Here is a 14,709-nt window from a genome sequence, read left to right on the forward strand (position 1 = left end):
ATTAAAGCCGGGCCTTGGGCCCGGCTTTTTTATGCCAGCAGCTCAGGCCCTGTCCCGTGCTAGCAGGGGTTTGAGGAAGTAACCGGTATGGGAGTGCGGCATGTCGGCGACCTGTTCCGGCGTGCCCGTCGCGATGATCTGCCCGCCTTTTGATCCACCCTCGGGACCAAGGTCCACGAGCCAGTCGGCGGTTTTGATCACGTCCAGGTTGTGTTCGATGACCACCACCGTGTTGCCGTGATCACGCAATCGGTGCAGCACGTCGAGCAGTTGCTGGATATCTGCGAAATGCAGGCCGGTGGTCGGCTCGTCGAGGATGTATAGCGTCTTGCCGGTATCGCGTTTGGACAGTTCGCGCGACAGCTTGACTCGCTGCGCCTCGCCACCTGAAAGCGTGGTCGCGCTCTGGCCGAGCTTGATATAGGACAGTCCCACATCCATTAATGTCTGGAGTTTGCGGGCAACGGCCGGCACCGGATCGAAAAACTCTCGCGCCTCCTCAATGGTCATGTCCAGCACTTCGGTGATGCTCTTGCCCTTGTACTTCACTTCCAGCGTTTCACGGTTATAGCGTTTGCCCTTGCAGACGTCGCAGGGCACATAGATGTCCGGCAAAAAGTGCATTTCTACCTTGATCACGCCATCGCCCTGGCAGGCCTCGCAGCGGCCACCCTTGACGTTGAAGGAGAAGCGGCCGGGGCCGTAGCCACGCGAGCGGGCCTCTGGCACGCCGGCGAAGAGTTCGCGAATGGGCGTGAATAGCCCAGTGTAGGTGGCTGGGTTGGAGCGCGGCGTACGACCAATCGGGCTCTGGTCGATATCCACCACCTTGTCCAGGTGCTGCAGACCGTCGAACGAATCATGGGGCGCTACTTCAAGCGTGGTCGCTCCGTTCAGGGCTGTGGCGGTGATTGGGAAGAGTGTGTTGTTGATCAACGTCGATTTGCCGGAACCCGACACACCGGTGATGCAAGTCAGTAGCCCGACAGGTATCTCCAAATCGACATTGCGCAGGTTGTTGCCGCGAGCGCCTTTGAGTTTGAGCAGCTTGGTTGCATCAGGGGGAGTGCGCTGTTCCGGGTATAGGATCTTCACCCGGCCGGAGAGATAGCCACCGGTCACGGACGCGGGGTTATTCATAACCTCGTCAGGCGTCCCTTCCGCGACGATCTGGCCACCGTGCACGCCAGCGCCAGGGCCGATGTCGACCACATAGTCCGCGAGGCGTATGGCATCTTCATCGTGTTCAACGACTATTACCGTATTGCCGATGTCGCGCAGGTGGCGCAGGGTTCCCAGCAATCGCTCGTTGTCGCGTTGGTGAAGGCCGATAGAGGGTTCGTCTAGGATGTACATCACCCCGACTAGGCCCGCACCGATCTGGCTGGCCAGGCGAATTCGCTGCGCTTCTCCGCCGGATAGTGTATCGGCGCTGCGGTCGAGGGTCAGGTAGTCGAGTCCGACATTGACCAAGAACTGCAGCCTCTCGCAAATCTCCTTGAGGATCTTGTCGGCGATTTCGCCACGGCGGCCGGTGAGCGAAAGGCCCCCGAAATACTCGGTGGCGTCGCCAATCGGTAGCCCGGTCACCGCCGGCAGGGTTTTGTCACCTACCCAAACATGGCGGGCTTCGCGACGCAGTCGGGTGCCGCGGCACTCCGGGCAGGGTTGGGTGCTCAGATACTTGGCCAGCTCTTCGCGTACCGAATTGGATTCAGTTTCCCGGTAACGGCGCTCGAGGTTGGGGATGATGCCTTCGAAGGGGTGCGAGCGTTTGACGATATCGCCGCGGTCGTTCAAGTAGCGGAAGTCTACGTTTTCCTTGCCGCTGCCGCGCAGAACCACCTTCTGTTGATCCGCCGGCAAAGAGTCGAATGGCTTATCGAGGCTGAACCCGTAATGCGAGGCGAGCGAGCCGAGCATCTGAAAATAATAGACGTTGCGCCGATCCCAGCCGCGGATGGCGCCCTCGGCCAGGGTCAGCTCGCCATTGACCAGGCGCTTGGCATCGAAAAATTGTTTAACACCCAGGCCGTCACACGTCGGGCAGGCGCCGGCCGGATTGTTGAAGGAAAACAGTTTGGGCTCGAGTTCGCTGATCGAGTGTCCGCAGATCGGGCAGGCGAAGCGGGCGGAGAAAATCATCTCTTCGCCGTCGTCATCCTCTTCCATTGAGGCGACCAGCGCGATGCCGTCGGCGAGTTTCAGTGCGGTTTCGAAGGATTCGGCGAGGCGCTGCTGCAAGTCGCCGCGCACCTTGAAGCGATCCACCACGACGTCGATAGAGTGCTTCTTCTGCTTATCCAGTTTTGGCAGTTCGTCGAGCTCATAAAGCCGTCCATTGACCCGGGCGCGTACGAAGCCTTGGGCGCGTAACTCGTCGAATACCGCCAGGTGCTCCCCTTTGCGTTCGCGAATGACCGGGGCGAGGAGCATCAGCTTGCGGCCTTCCGGCAACGCCAATACCTGGTCGACCATCTGGCTGACCGTCTGGGCTTCGAGTGGCGCATCGTGGTCAGGGCAGCGCGGCGTGCCTACGCGTGCATAGAGCAGGCGCAGGTAGTCGTAGATTTCGGTGATGGTGCCGACGGTCGAGCGCGGGTTGTGCGAGGTCGATTTCTGCTCGATGGAAATGGCAGGGGAGAGGCCTTCGATGGTATCGACGTCGGGCTTTTCCATCATCGAGAGGAATTGCCGGGCGTATGTCGAAAGGGATTCGACATAGCGACGCTGCCCTTCGGCATAAAGCGTATCAAAGGCCAGCGAAGATTTGCCGGAGCCGGACAGGCCGGTGATCACGATCAACTTGTCGCGCGGCAGAGTGAGGTCGATGTTCTTCAGGTTGTGGGTGCGAGCCCCACGAATCAGAATCTTGTCCAAAGCAGCCTCGCGTGGCGGGCGAAAACCCGAAAGTATACGGCCAGGGGCGACATCGCGGCAAAGTTGCGAGCCTGTGCCGAGCCAAGGATGGCTGCTAGAATCGCCGCCGGTTCATTCAAGCGAGACCCCCAATGCACGATCCCTATGGCGAGCGCATGAGCGCCAGAGAAACCCGCGCAGCATCCGGGCTGGCCCTGGTTTTCGCGTTTCGTATGCTCGGCATGTTCATGGTGCTGCCAGTCCTGGCGACCTACGGCATGGAGCTGCGGGGGGCCACACCGGCATTGATCGGCCTCGCTATCGGTGCCTATGGTTTGACCCAGGCTGTGCTACAAATTCCGTTCGGCATGCTTTCCGATCGGATCGGCCGGCTACCAGTGATCTACTTCGGGTTGCTGATCTTCGCTGCGGGAGCGGTGCTGGCGGCGTCGGCTGATTCCATCTGGGGGGTCATCGCCGGCCGCATTCTGCAAGGTGCCGGGGCGATTTCGGCTGCGGTGATGGCTTTGCTATCGGATCTCACCCGAGAGCAGCATCGCACCAAGGCGATGGCGCTGATCGGCATGAGCATCGGTATTTCGTTCGCCGTTGCCATGGTCGTCGGCCCGTTGCTGACTCGAGCGTACGGGTTGTCAGGCTTGTTCTGGACCACGGCTGGTATGGCTCTGTTGGGTGCGCTGATTGTTGCGACGCTGCCACGTGCCCACCGACATTTGCGCCATCGCGAATCTGGCGTCGCGAAGCAGGCGCTCGGCGTTACCGTACGTCATCCCGATTTACTGCGCCTCGATTTCAGTATTTTCGCGCTGCACGCCATCCTGATGGCGAGTTTCGTTGCACTGCCGTTGGCATTGGTCAATAACGCGGGCCTTCCCAAGGATGAGCATTGGTGGGTCTACCTCACTGCGCTGGTGGTTGGCTTCTTCGGCATGGTTCCTTTCATCATCTATGGCGAGAAGAAACGCCAGATGAAGCGCGTCGTGCTGGGGGCCGTTGGTGTACTGTTCCTGACGGAGTTGTTCTTCTGGCTGTTCGGGGACCGCCTTTGGTCGCTGGTCGCCGGGATGATCGCTTTCTTCATCGCGTTCAACCTGCTGGAAGCCTCGCTGCCTTCGCTGATCAGCAAGGTGGCACCCGCAGGTGGCAAAGGGACGGCGATGGGAGTTTATTCCACGAGTCAGTTTCTCGGTTCCGGCTTGGGGGGCGTTCTCGGTGGCTGGTTTTATCAGCTGGGCGGTCTGGGGCTGGTTTTTGTCGGTTGTGCTGCGCTGTGCATGCTCTGGCTGCTGGTGACTTGGAGCATGCGGGAGCCACCTTATGTGACCGGGCTGCGCCTGCCGCTTTCGGTGGAAGCTGCGCGTAATCCGGTTCTCGCCGAGCAGATGCTGGCGGTCCCGGGTGTCTCGGATGCGGTGGTGATCGCCGAGGAGTCGGCCGCCTACGTCAAGGTCGACATGCAGGTGCTGGATCGGGCAGCGCTCGATCGTCTGGTCGCCTGACGAGGTTTTTTCTAGGGTCGCACTGTCTCGGGCTGCTCAGTGCCCCTGCGCCCGAGCTCGCGCCGGTTGGCCGACCTGGGGTGGTAAGGTAAGATTCACGGTCATTGGTTTGCCCCGGTTGCGGGGTTCTCTACAGTGAGCCTATCCAAATTCACGTTCAAACTAAGGAGTTACCTCATGGCCAGAGGGGTGAATAAAGTCATCTTGATCGGCAATGTCGGCGGCGACCCGGAAACCCGCTACATGCCCAATGGCAATGCGGTGACCAACATCACGCTGGCCACCACCGACAGCTGGAAGGACAAGCAGACCGGCCAGCAGCAGGAGCGCACCGAGTGGCACCGTGTCGTGCTGTTCGGCAAGGTTGCCGAGATTGCTGGCGAGTACCTGCGCAAGGGCTCGCAGTGCTACATCGAGGGCCGCCTGCAGACCCGTGAATGGGAGAAGGATGGCGTTAAGCGTTACACCACCGAGATAGTAGTGGACATGGGCGGTACCATGCAGCTGCTCGGCGGCCGCGGTGGCAGCTCCGACGATGCACCGCGTCAGTCCCAGCCGCGTCCTCAGCGTGAATCGCAGCCACAGCAGCAGTCGCGCCCACAGTCTCAGCCGCAGCCTGCCCAGCAGCCCGCTCCGGACTACGACAGCTTCGACGACGATATCCCGTTCTAGAGTCCACTCCATGCGAATGCGCCTGATGCTGTTGGGCGGCGGTAATGCCCTGGGTCAGGCGCTGATCCGCCTGGGTGCCGAGGAAGACATTGGCTTTCTCGCACCGCGACCGCCCGATCAGGGATGGGATGCGCCCAGCCTGACCGATCTGCTCGACGACAATCGCCCGGATGTCGTGATCAATCTTGCCTACTATTTCGACTGGTTTCAGAGCGGTCATGTCGAGGACGCCGTGCTAGCCAGTCAGGAGCGGGCGGTAGAGCGCTTGGCCGAGCTGTGCCAGCACCATCAGTTCGTCCTGATGCAGCCCTCCAGCTACCGCGTGTTTGATGGTGCCCGCACCACCGCTTATAGCGAGAAGGACGAAGTCGCACCGCTGGACGCGCGAAGCCGCGCGCTCTGGCGTGTCGAGCAGAGCGTTCGCGCGCTCTGCCCGCGCCATGTTCTGCTGCGGTTCGGCTGGTTGCTCGATGACAGCTCGGACGGTTTGCTGGGGCGGTTTCTTCAGCGACTCGAGCAGAGTGATGAGCTGTGTCTCGCCGATGACCGCCGTGGCAATCCGACACCGGTCGAAGACGCCGCACGGGTCATTCTGGCCGTGCTGAAGCAGCTGGACTGTCAAGCACCGCTGTGGGGGACCTACCACTATGGTGGGCATGAGGCGTCGACTCCTCTGGTGGTCGGTCAAGCGCTACTTGCCGAAGCGGCTCACCATCGGCAGCTAAAAGTCAGCAGCTTAACGCCCGTCGCACACGCGGCCTGTCCGGACGCAGCAGACGAGCCGCAGCATGGCGTACTGGCCTGCAAGAAAATCTTCAACACCTTCGGTATCAAGCCGCGTGCCTGGCGCACCGGGCTGCCGAGCCTACTGGAGCGCTACTACCGTCATGGCTGATTCACCCATTCTGGTTACTGGAGGTGCCGGTTTTATCGGCTCGAATCTGGTCGATTTGCTTGTTGCTCGCGGCTATGCGGTGCGGGTACTGGACAATCTATCCACCGGCAAGCGCAGCAACCTACCGGATAGCGCCAATGTGGAGCTGATCGAAGGCGACGTGGCCGATGCGCAGCTTGTGCGGCGCGCTGTCCAAGGGTGTCGAGCCGTGGTGCATCTGGCTGCGGTGGCATCAGTGCAGGCATCGGTCGATGATCCGGTCGGGACGCACCAGAGTAATCTGGTGGGCACGCTGAACCTGTGCGAGGCGATGCGCGAGGCTGACGTGCGTCGTGTCGTCTTCGCTTCGAGTGCGGCCATCTATGGCAACAACGGCGAAGGCCAGCCCATCGACGAAGAAACGCCGAAGGCGCCACTGACGCCTTATGCAGCGGACAAGCTGGCCAGTGAGCACTATCTCGACTTCTATCGGCGCCAGCATGGGCTGGAGCCTGTGGTGTTCCGCTTCTTCAATATTTATGGGCCGCGCCAGGATCCCTCTTCGCCCTATTCGGGGGTGATCAGCATCTTCACCGAGCGCGCGCAACAGGGGCTGCCGATCGCCGTTTTTGGCGATGGCGAGCAGACTCGCGACTTTCTCTATGTGGGCGACCTGGTTGAGATACTGCTGCAGGCTTTGGAGCGCCCGGCTGTTGAGGTCGGCGCGGTCAACGTTGGGCTGAATCGCGCTACTAGCCTGAACCAGTTGTTAGCCGCGATCGGTGATGTATTGGGGCAGTTGCCGCCAGTCAGTTATCAAGCGGCCCGTGGTGGAGATATCCGCCATTCACGGGCTGAAAATGCGCGCTTGTTACAGCGCTTTCGTCTGCCGGAGCCAGCAACCGACATGCGCGCTGGGCTGGCGAAGTTGCTAGGCGCTAGCGGAAGGTAAAAACAAAGGCGCCATGAGCGCCTTTGTCGTCTCTGCGGTCCGGCTATTGTCCGGATTCGTCAGAACTTGTAGCCGAGGCCGACCATATAGATCATCGGATCGACGTCCACATCGACCTTCACCTTGGCTCCGCCAAAGCTGGTGGTGCCAGTGGTATCGATGTCGATATAGCGGACCTGGGCGTTGACCATCACGTTGTCGGTCAGCATGTAGTCCATGCCCACCTGGGCAGCCAGACCCCATGAATCCTTCATGTCCAAGCCGCTGAATCCCTTGCCCTCGGCTTCGCTGCTGAGCTTGTCATCGAAGAACCAGGTGTAGTTGATGCCGGCGCCCACATAGGGTTGAAACGCTGACTTGCTGTCGAGCGGGTAGTACACGACGCTGAGGGTCGGTGGCAGGTGCTTGAGCTCGCCCAGCTTGCCATTCAGTGATGCAAAACCGCCGGGCATGCCCGCCACACCCACGTCATGGCTGAAAGGGCTTGCGGCGAGCAGTTCGATGCCGACCTTGTCAGTCAGCATGTACGCGAAGTTCAGACCCAGCTGGGTGTCGCTATCGAGCGTAGCCTTGGTTCCCGGAACGCTGGTGGACAGCGCGCCTACATAGATGTCACCGCTTTCTTCTCGCGGATCAACAGTAATCGCACCGGCACGAACGATGACATCACCAGACTGATGGGCCTGGGCGAAGGGGGCGAAGAGGACCACGGCCAGCACAGGCGCGGTAAACAGGATGTTGCGCATAATGGGACTCCATCGAGACATGGTGTGTTGCGTTGGCGCCCATGTTAGAGCTCTCCCTCGGGTCCATTTTGATCTAGCTCAACAAAGCCTCCGCCTATGTTTCACCTGTTTGATCAGGTTGCTTTGTGCTCTGTTTGCGGATGATAATGTTTCTCTTTCTGAACCGCGGTGGTGTCAGGTAGGTATCGCAGTTGAAGGATAAGCTGCGAGACTCTTGCTAAGCGTTATAACATAACGCTTTTGAGCCGCCGTGAACCGAGGACCCGCTCCGCATGAATCAGTACCCGACTCGCTTGCTCGCAAGCGTGCTGTTGTCGTTATGCCTGCCGCTTAATGCGGCTTCGCTGGACGCTGCGCTGGAAGAAAGTCAGCAACTCGCTGCTGAAGCCAAGGCATCGCAAGCGCGTATCGAGCAGCTCGATGATGCGACCCGGCAGATGCTCAACGACTATCGCAGCGCCGTGCAGCAAGCCGAGGCCCTGAAAGCCTATAACGAACAGCTGGCTGAACTCACCGCGGGGCAGCGTAAGGAGCTTGATGGCTTCCAGCGCCAACTGAACAGCATCGAACGCACCCAGGAAGCCGTTGCGCCGCAGATGGGGCGGATGATCGAGGTGCTCGAAGAATTCATCGCAGCGGATTTACCGTTCCTGCCCGACGAGCGCGCTGATCGCCTGGCCAGCCTGCAGGACATGCAAGGCCGGGCCGATATCAGCCTGGCTGAGAAATACCGGCGGATCCTCGAGGCCTATCAGATCGAGAGTGATTACGGCAGAACGCTGGAGGCCTGGCGGGGCGAGCTGCCGGTCGAGGGCGGGAGCCGCAGCGTCGAGTTCCTGCGCCTGGGGCGGAGCATGCTGTATTACCAGACGCTGGATGCCCATGAGAGCGGTTGGTGGAATCCGCAATCCAGGGCTTGGGAAGTGCTTGATGGCAACGCGCGCCGGCCAATCACCAAGGCCATCGCCGTCGCCCGTCAACAGCAAGCCCCTAGCTGGCTCGAACTGCCCATCAAGACCCTGGCCAAGGAGGCTGCGCAATGAGCCGTTTGCTGACGTTGTTGCTCATCGGCCTGTTGCCGGCAATGGTTCAGGCAGCCGAGCCCTTGAGCCCTGATCAGCTGCTGCAGCGCATTCGCAGCGAGCGCGCTGCGGAAGTCGATGCCATGCAAGCGCGGGAGCAGGCTTTCATCCAGAACCGCGGCGAGCAAGCGCAACTGCTAGCGCGAGCCAATGCCGCGCTTGAAAAGCAGAAGGCCGAAGCCGAGCGCTTAAAAGCTGAATTCGATCGCCAGGAAGTCGAGCTGGCCGAACAGGAAAAGCTGCTGGCGCAGCGGGTTGGCCACCTTGGCGAACTGTTCGGAGTGGTTAGACAGAGTGCTGGCGATATTGCCGGACAGTGGCAGGACAGCTTACTCAACGCGCAATACCCGGAGCGACTCAAGCGGCTCAAGGCGCTGGCTGAAAGCCGCACGCTGCCATCTGCGGAGGATCTGGACAGCTTCTGGATGACCCTGCTTGAAGACCTCACGGCCAGCGGCCAGATCGAGCGGGTAGAACTGCCGGTTGTGGGCGTCGACGGGCAGCGCAGCGAGCAATCGGTACTGCGTGTCGGCAACTTCTCGGCTTTTACAGAAGACAACTTCCTGCGCTACGACAGTGACGCTCGCGAGTTGCTGACGCCCAGTCGCCAACCGGCCGGCATGGGGCTGGTCAATGACTACCTGAGCAGCAATGACACGCTGGCGACTCTGCCGATCGATCCGAGCCGCGGCTCGCTGCTGGCTCAGTTGCAGCGTCAGCCACAGCTGTGGGATCGCATTCAGCAAGGCGGGCTGGTGGGCTGGGTCATATTGGTCCTGGGCGCTATCGGCCTGATCCTCGCTGTCTGGCGCATGATTTATCTGGCGGGCGTGGGAAGAGCGGTGAACCGTCAGACCCGTGAGCTCCACCAGCCGCGCGATGACAATCCGCTAGGCCGCATCATTGGCGTGCTGGGGCCCAAGCCACAGCTGTCGGACCTCGAGACTCTCGAGCTCAAGCTCGACGAGGCGATCCTTCAAGAAACACCGCCCCTCGAGCGCGGTCAGCCACTGCTCAAACTGCTCAGCGCCGTCGCACCACTGCTCGGTCTGCTGGGCACCGTGACCGGGATGATCGTGACCTTCCAGGCGATCACCCAGAGTGGTGGTGGCGATTCACGCCTGATGGCCGACGGTATTTCCCAGGCGCTGGTGACTACGGTTCTCGGGCTGGTAGTGGCGATCCCGCTGCTGTTCCTGCACAGCCTGCTGGCCAGCCGCAGCAAGGCGCTGATCCAACTGCTCGAGCAGCAGAGTGCTGGCTTGATCGCGCTGCATCTGTCGGGGACCGCACGTCGTGACTGATCTGCACGGTCATTGGCTGCGCATGGTCGACAGCGCTTATACGCTGCTCGATTTCATGGCGGCGGGCGGCGCGGTGATGTGGGCGCTGGCAGCCTTGTGCGTGCTCTATTGGACGCTGGTGTTCGAACGCCTGTGGTTCATGCGCCGGGTATTCCCACGCTGGGTCGAAGCCCGACGCCAGGCCTGGGCGCAACTGGGCGACGAGTCCGGCAACTGGCAGCGTGCGGTGCGCAGCGCCTGGCTGGCCCAAGCCCAGCAGCAACTCGCCGGGCCCTTGCGAATGAGCAAGACCCTGGTGGCTATGTACCCACTGCTCGGACTGCTCGGTACCGTCAGCGGCATGATCGCGGTTTTCGATGTGCTGGCGCTCAACGGCACCGGCAATCCTCGCGGCATGGCCGCGGGCGTCTGGCAGGCGACCCTGCCGACCATGGCCGGCATGGTGCTGGCCATCACTGGACTGTTCAGCTTGGCGCGTCTCGAACGTATTTCGCGCCAGGCTCTCGACCGGCTGGCCGACCAGCTGCGTCACGATTGAGGATTACCGGATGCGTATGCGTCGCCATCATTACCAGCAGGAAGAAGACACCGGCATCGACTTGACGCCGATGCTCGACGTGGTCTTCATCATGCTGATTTTCTTCATCGTCACCAGCTCCTTTATCAAGGAATCCGGTGTCGAGGTTCAGCGGCCGCAGGCCGACACCGCAAGCGCCCAGGACAAGGGCAACATTCTGATCGCGGTGACTGCCGAGGGTCAGGTCTGGATCGACAAGCAGGCTGTGGATGTGCGCAGCGTGCGCGCGCGCGTAGAACGTATGCGCGTCGACCAGCCCGAAGGCGCCGTGGTGGTGCAGGCCGATCAGGATGCCCGAACCGGCCTGGTGGTTCAGGTCATGGATCAGGCGCGTCTGGCCGGGGTTCAGGATGTGGCCCTTGCCGCCACGTCGGGAACGCCGTGATGGTTCGCGGACTGACCCGCGTCGGGTTGTCCTTCATCGCCGCCTGCGTGGTGGCGTTGCTGCTGTTTGCGCTGATGTTGAACATGGTCAGTCCGCCCCGTAGCGAGGTAACGGACGATCCAGTGGCCATCGCCAACTTCGTGCGCATGGACAACCGCAACGAAAGCGCCGCGACGCGCTCGCGGCAGCAGGCTCCGCAACCACCGCAGCCGAAGTCACCGCAGACACCCACGCCGCCGACACCGAGCATGACCAGTCCGAGTGCCAATCTGCCCAAGCTCGATCTGCCGCTGCCGAACATCGATACCGGCGTGTCGGTCGCCAGCGCGCCAGCGCCCAGCCTTGCGGGTTTGACGGCCGCATCTGCCCCGGCAGCGCCCCCGGCACCAGCGGCCCCTTCGGCCGCCGAGACGGCAGGCCAGTCCGGCCCCGAGCAGGAAGTCATGCCGCTTAACGACGTCCGTCCCGAGTACCCTTATCGGGCACGTCAGCGCGGCATCGAAGGCCATATCAAGCTCGCCTTCACCATCACGGCAGCGGGCAAGGTCGAAAATATCCGGGTATTGGACGCCTCGCCGCCGAATGTTTTCGACCGCGAGGCACGTCGTGCCGCCGCTCGCTGGCGCTTTGCGCCGCGTACCGAAAATGGCTCCGCGGTATCGCGCGAAGCCGTCAAAACTTTGCATTTCCGCCTGCAAGGAGAACGCTGACATGCCCCGTTTGCTGTTACTGATCTCATTGTTGTTCGCTGTATCGGTTCAAGCCGCCCAGAGCATCGATCCAGCGGTTTTCAAGGCGCTGGAACGTGCCCAGAGCGCGCAGGAGAAGGGCGACTACGTCGCTGCACGTCGTGCCCTCCAACAGGCCGAGGCCAAGCCACGCAGCGCGGAGCAAGCATTGCTATGGCGCAGTGAGGCCTATCTGGCCTGGGCTGAAGGCAACAACCGACAAGCGCTCGAACTGCTCGACAGGGCGATCGCCAGCGGCAAGCTGGACGAGACGATGTTGCCGAACGAGCGGCTCAACCTGGCGAAACTCAATCTGATCGAACGCCGCTATGCCAAGGTGATCAGCCTGCTGGGTTCGCCTGCCCAGGCAAGCGAAGAAGTTCTGCAAATGCTGGTCCAGGCCTATCAGGGGCTCGGGCAGCACGCCAAGGCGCTGCCGTTGGCAGAGCGCTATGTTCAGGCGAACCCCAACGCGGCCGATACCTGGTTGCAGTTCCTGGTGGCGGGCAACGCCGAGCTGAAGCGCTACGAGACCGCCGAGCGCTGGCAAAGCCGGCTGCTTGCGCGGCATCCGGATCAGGTCAAGAGCTGGCGCCAGTTGGCGGGCTTGCAGCAGATGGCGGGTGACGAGGACAAGGCGCTCGCGACCCTGCGTGCCGCCCACGCCAAGGGACTGCGTTTCAGCGAAGCTGAGCTGGACAACCTGGTGCTTCTGGCAGGTGCGGCCGGCCAGCCCTGGCAGGGCGCAAAGTTGCTGCAAGGTATGCTTGAGTCGCGCCTTCTATCCAGCGATGCCAAGCGGCGCGAGCGCTTGGGTATGCTCTGGTGGCAGGCACGCGAGCGCTCGGAAGCGGCGCAGATCTACCGCGACCTGGCGAGCCAGTCCGGCAGCGCCAAGTTCTGGCTGAATGTTGCCCAGCTGGAGCTGGAGCAAGCCCGCTGGCAGGCAGGCCTTGATGCGCTGAAACAGGCTGAGCGCGCCGGCGCCGAGCGGCGCAAGGTGCGGGCCTGGCGGGACTGGGCCGAAGGTGAACTGAGCTTCGAACGGCAGCGCCAAATTGCCAGTGTTCGCTAAGCTCGATGCATGGGCGCGTCTGATTGGGCCCGCATCGTCGACGGTGCGGATCCATCTGACAGATCCGCCTGATACTGCTCCTGCTCCGGTGATGCGTTCCGTCGAGGGTTCCTGACCGGCGACGCCGGGCCTGTCAGCCCATGGCTCACTCCAGCTCGTAGAGATAGATCTTCTGGGCTTCCATGCGATAGCCCGCTTCGGCCAGTTCGCTGCTGGCGTGCTCGACTTTCAGCGGGCCTTCGATCCAGAACGGCTGATACAACTCATCCACCTTGACCCCCAGCTCGCTGGTGGCGTGGACGATCTGGTTCGACGGCGGCGGTGGCACGTGGATGCAGGCGCCGAAGTAGGGCACCAGTAAAAACTCGGTCACCCGCCCGTCCTCGCCGATGTCCAGCGGCACGATATACCCCGGCAGCTTGACCTGCACGCCATCGAGTTCTTCCACGACCGGCTCGACAGGTGACTGCTGAGCCGCTGCTGGGCCCGCTTCGGCGGCGAGCGCATCGGCCAGCTGCGACATATCGTGCATCGCCATCGGTGGCGGAGGTGGTGGGGCGTCTGCCGGAATCAGGTCCGACCACTGCAGCTCACGGACATCGGCGGCGGCGAAGGGAACCGCAAGGCTGAGCAGGGTGGCGAATAACAGGCGAGACATGGCGCTCCTCATAGTCTGATCGACAGGCCGTCGGCCAGGGACTGTCGGTAGGCGCGCCAGGCCGGCACGCCACCCATCAGCAGCCCGGCGAGCAGTATGCCGGCAAGCAATGACCACTCATAGGCGCTGGGTAGGGCCAGCGGCAGATAGAGTCCGTAGTGACTCTGCAGCGGACCTTGCGCGGCCGCAATCGCGATGTACAACAACAGCAGTCCGGACAGCACGCCTGCCAGCGCCAGGCTGAATGCCTCGAGCATTAGTAGGCTTGCGATATGCCAGGGTCGGGCTCCCACCGAGCGCAGAATCGCCATTTCCCGACGCCGCTCGTTGAGGCTGGTCAGGATTGCCGTGAGCATGCCGATCAATCCGGTCAGTACGACGAACAGCGATACCACGAACAGGGCCTTTTCCGCTGTGCCCATCAGGCTCCAGAGCTCTTGCAGGGCGACGCCCGGGAGAATTGCCAGCAGCGGCTCGCTGCGATACTGGTTGATTTCGCGCTGCAGGCTGAAGGTGGCGATCTTGCTGTTGAGGCCGAGCATAAAGGCGGTGATCTGCTTGGGTTGCAAATCCATATGACGCGCCTGTTCGGCGTCGATGCGCGCCGCGCCGCGGGCCGGCATGCCGTTCTGCCAGTCGATGTGCAGCGCTTCCATACCGGCCAGATTGATATGCAACGTGCGATCCACCGGTGTGCCGGTGCGCCGGAGGATGCCGACCACGCGAAACGGCTTGTCGTCATGCTTGACCAGGCTGACCGTGGCGACGCCGTGCGCCAGCACCAATTGGTCGTCCAGCTTGTATTTCAATGCCTCGGCCACTTCGGCGCCCAGCACCACTTCGAACGGATCCTCGCCGAACGGCCGACCTTGCGCGAGTTGCAGCGGTTGCTTACGCCAGTAGCGATAGTGCTCGAAGTAGGCGCTGCTGGTGCCCATGACTCGATAGCCGCGATGGGAGTCACCCAGCGATATGGGAATGGCCCAGCTGACCTGGGGATGCTGGGCGAAGTGCTCGAAACTGTCCCAGCGGATGTTGTTGGTGGCGTTGCCGATGCGGAACACCGAATACAGCAACAGATTCACCGAGCCGGAACGGGCACCGACGATCAGATCCGTGCCGCTGATGGTACTGGCGAAACTGGCACGGGCTTCGGTGCGCACGCGCTCGACGGCCAACAGCAGGCATACCGAGAGGGCAATGGCGAAGACGGTGAGCAGGGCGGTGAAGCGGCGGTTGTTCAGGCTCGCCAAGGCCAGGCGCAGCAGGTACATGGC

At 62.0% G+C, this 14,709-nt stretch carries 14 protein-coding genes; 10 read left to right on the forward strand and 4 right to left on the reverse strand.

Features of this window, described 5'->3' with window-relative positions:
* Positions 1 to 42: 42 nt before the first annotated feature.
* Entirely contained in the window at positions 43 to 2,880 is a 2,838-nt protein-coding gene (gene uvrA, locus CH92_RS03340; RefSeq protein ID WP_025240357.1) for an excinuclease ABC subunit UvrA, read from the reverse strand.
* A gap of 131 nt (positions 2,881 to 3,011) precedes the next feature.
* Between uvrA and CH92_RS03345 the strand changes: the two genes are divergently transcribed.
* The 4 genes from CH92_RS03345 (at position 3,012) to CH92_RS03360 (ending at position 6,877) form a co-directional block, all read left to right on the forward strand.
* Positions 3,012 to 4,379, forward strand: coding sequence for an MFS transporter (locus tag CH92_RS03345; protein ID WP_025240358.1), 1,368 nt, complete (start codon positions 3,012 to 3,014; stop codon positions 4,377 to 4,379).
* Between the two features lie 177 nt (positions 4,380 to 4,556).
* On the forward strand, positions 4,557 to 5,051 hold the full coding sequence (locus CH92_RS03350; protein ID WP_025240359.1) for a single-stranded DNA-binding protein: 495 nt from the start codon (positions 4,557 to 4,559) through the stop codon (positions 5,049 to 5,051).
* Between the two features lie 10 nt (positions 5,052 to 5,061).
* Complete coding sequence (locus CH92_RS03355) at positions 5,062 to 5,946, forward strand: sugar nucleotide-binding protein (RefSeq protein WP_025240360.1); 885 nt, start codon at positions 5,062 to 5,064, stop codon at positions 5,944 to 5,946.
* Entirely contained in the window at positions 5,939 to 6,877 is a 939-nt protein-coding gene (locus CH92_RS03360) for an NAD-dependent epimerase/dehydratase family protein (RefSeq protein ID WP_025240361.1), read from the forward strand. Before CH92_RS03355 ends, CH92_RS03360 begins: the two co-directional genes overlap by 8 nt.
* A gap of 59 nt (positions 6,878 to 6,936) precedes the next feature.
* On the opposite strand, the gene CH92_RS03365 is transcribed toward CH92_RS03360, so the two are convergent.
* Positions 6,937 to 7,623 carry an OmpW/AlkL family protein gene (locus tag CH92_RS03365; RefSeq protein WP_025240362.1) on the reverse strand — a complete coding sequence of 229 codons (687 nt, stop codon included), beginning with the start codon at positions 7,621 to 7,623 and terminating at the stop codon, positions 6,937 to 6,939.
* A 272-nt stretch (positions 7,624 to 7,895) separates the two neighbouring features.
* Here CH92_RS03365 and CH92_RS03370 point away from each other — a divergent pair, with 272 nt between their 5' ends.
* The 6 genes from CH92_RS03370 to CH92_RS03395 are packed head-to-tail and all read left to right on the forward strand — an operon-like array spanning position 7,896 to position 12,774.
* The gene (locus CH92_RS03370) at positions 7,896 to 8,666 is read left to right on the forward strand and encodes a DUF3450 domain-containing protein (RefSeq protein WP_025240363.1); all 771 of its coding nucleotides are present in this window, start codon (positions 7,896 to 7,898) and stop codon (positions 8,664 to 8,666) included.
* On the forward strand, positions 8,663 to 10,009 hold the full coding sequence (locus CH92_RS03375; protein ID WP_025240364.1) for a MotA/TolQ/ExbB proton channel family protein: 1,347 nt from the start codon (positions 8,663 to 8,665) through the stop codon (positions 10,007 to 10,009). The genes CH92_RS03370 and CH92_RS03375 overlap by 4 nt, the downstream gene beginning before the upstream one ends.
* Complete coding sequence (locus CH92_RS03380) at positions 10,002 to 10,547, forward strand: MotA/TolQ/ExbB proton channel family protein (protein ID WP_025240365.1); 546 nt, start codon at positions 10,002 to 10,004, stop codon at positions 10,545 to 10,547. Before CH92_RS03375 ends, CH92_RS03380 begins: the two co-directional genes overlap by 8 nt.
* Positions 10,548 to 10,557: 10 nt before the next feature.
* Positions 10,558 to 10,971, forward strand: coding sequence for an ExbD/TolR family protein (locus CH92_RS03385; RefSeq protein ID WP_025240366.1), 414 nt, complete (start codon positions 10,558 to 10,560; stop codon positions 10,969 to 10,971).
* Positions 10,971 to 11,681 (forward strand): energy transducer TonB, encoded by a 711-nt coding sequence (locus tag CH92_RS03390; protein ID WP_025240367.1) that lies wholly within the window; start codon positions 10,971 to 10,973, stop codon positions 11,679 to 11,681. Before CH92_RS03385 ends, CH92_RS03390 begins: the two co-directional genes overlap by 1 nt.
* A gap of 1 nt (position 11,682) precedes the next feature.
* Positions 11,683 to 12,774, forward strand: coding sequence for a tetratricopeptide repeat protein (locus tag CH92_RS03395; protein ID WP_025240368.1), 1,092 nt, complete (start codon positions 11,683 to 11,685; stop codon positions 12,772 to 12,774).
* A gap of 145 nt (positions 12,775 to 12,919) precedes the next feature.
* Here CH92_RS03395 and CH92_RS03400 read toward each other — a convergent pair whose 3' ends face one another.
* Entirely contained in the window at positions 12,920 to 13,432 is a 513-nt protein-coding gene (locus CH92_RS03400; protein ID WP_025240369.1) for a DUF3299 domain-containing protein, read from the reverse strand.
* 8 nt (positions 13,433 to 13,440) lie between these two features.
* A complete protein-coding gene (locus CH92_RS03405; RefSeq protein WP_025240370.1) occupies positions 13,441 to 14,706 on the reverse strand; it encodes an ABC transporter permease in 1,266 nt (421 codons plus the stop codon).
* Between the last annotated feature and the right edge of the window lie 3 nt (positions 14,707 to 14,709).

This window comes from Stutzerimonas stutzeri (genome assembly GCF_000590475.1).
Taxonomy (GTDB): domain Bacteria; phylum Pseudomonadota; class Gammaproteobacteria; order Pseudomonadales; family Pseudomonadaceae; genus Stutzerimonas; species Stutzerimonas stutzeri_D.

Coding starts and splice junctions, on each gene's coding strand:
- CH92_RS03370 (WP_025240363.1), top strand. CDS start 7,896: ATGAATCAGTACCCGACTCGCTTGCTCGCAAGCGTGCTGTTGTCGTTA.
- CH92_RS03345 (WP_025240358.1), top strand. CDS start 3,012: ATGCACGATCCCTATGGCGAGCGCATGAGCGCCAGAGAAACCCGCGCA.
- CH92_RS03395 (WP_025240368.1), top strand. CDS start 11,683: ATGCCCCGTTTGCTGTTACTGATCTCATTGTTGTTCGCTGTATCGGTT.
- CH92_RS03400 (WP_025240369.1), bottom strand. CDS start 13,432: ATGTCTCGCCTGTTATTCGCCACCCTGCTCAGCCTTGCGGTTCCCTTC.
- CH92_RS03390 (WP_025240367.1), top strand. CDS start 10,971: ATGGTTCGCGGACTGACCCGCGTCGGGTTGTCCTTCATCGCCGCCTGC.
- CH92_RS03355 (WP_025240360.1), top strand. CDS start 5,062: ATGCGAATGCGCCTGATGCTGTTGGGCGGCGGTAATGCCCTGGGTCAG.
- CH92_RS03360 (WP_025240361.1), top strand. CDS start 5,939: ATGGCTGATTCACCCATTCTGGTTACTGGAGGTGCCGGTTTTATCGGC.
- CH92_RS03350 (WP_025240359.1), top strand. CDS start 4,557: ATGGCCAGAGGGGTGAATAAAGTCATCTTGATCGGCAATGTCGGCGGC.
- CH92_RS03385 (WP_025240366.1), top strand. CDS start 10,558: ATGCGTATGCGTCGCCATCATTACCAGCAGGAAGAAGACACCGGCATC.
- CH92_RS03375 (WP_025240364.1), top strand. CDS start 8,663: ATGAGCCGTTTGCTGACGTTGTTGCTCATCGGCCTGTTGCCGGCAATG.
- CH92_RS03365 (WP_025240362.1), bottom strand. CDS start 7,623: ATGCGCAACATCCTGTTTACCGCGCCTGTGCTGGCCGTGGTCCTCTTC.
- CH92_RS03405 (WP_025240370.1), bottom strand. CDS start 14,706: ATGTACCTGCTGCGCCTGGCCTTGGCGAGCCTGAACAACCGCCGCTTC.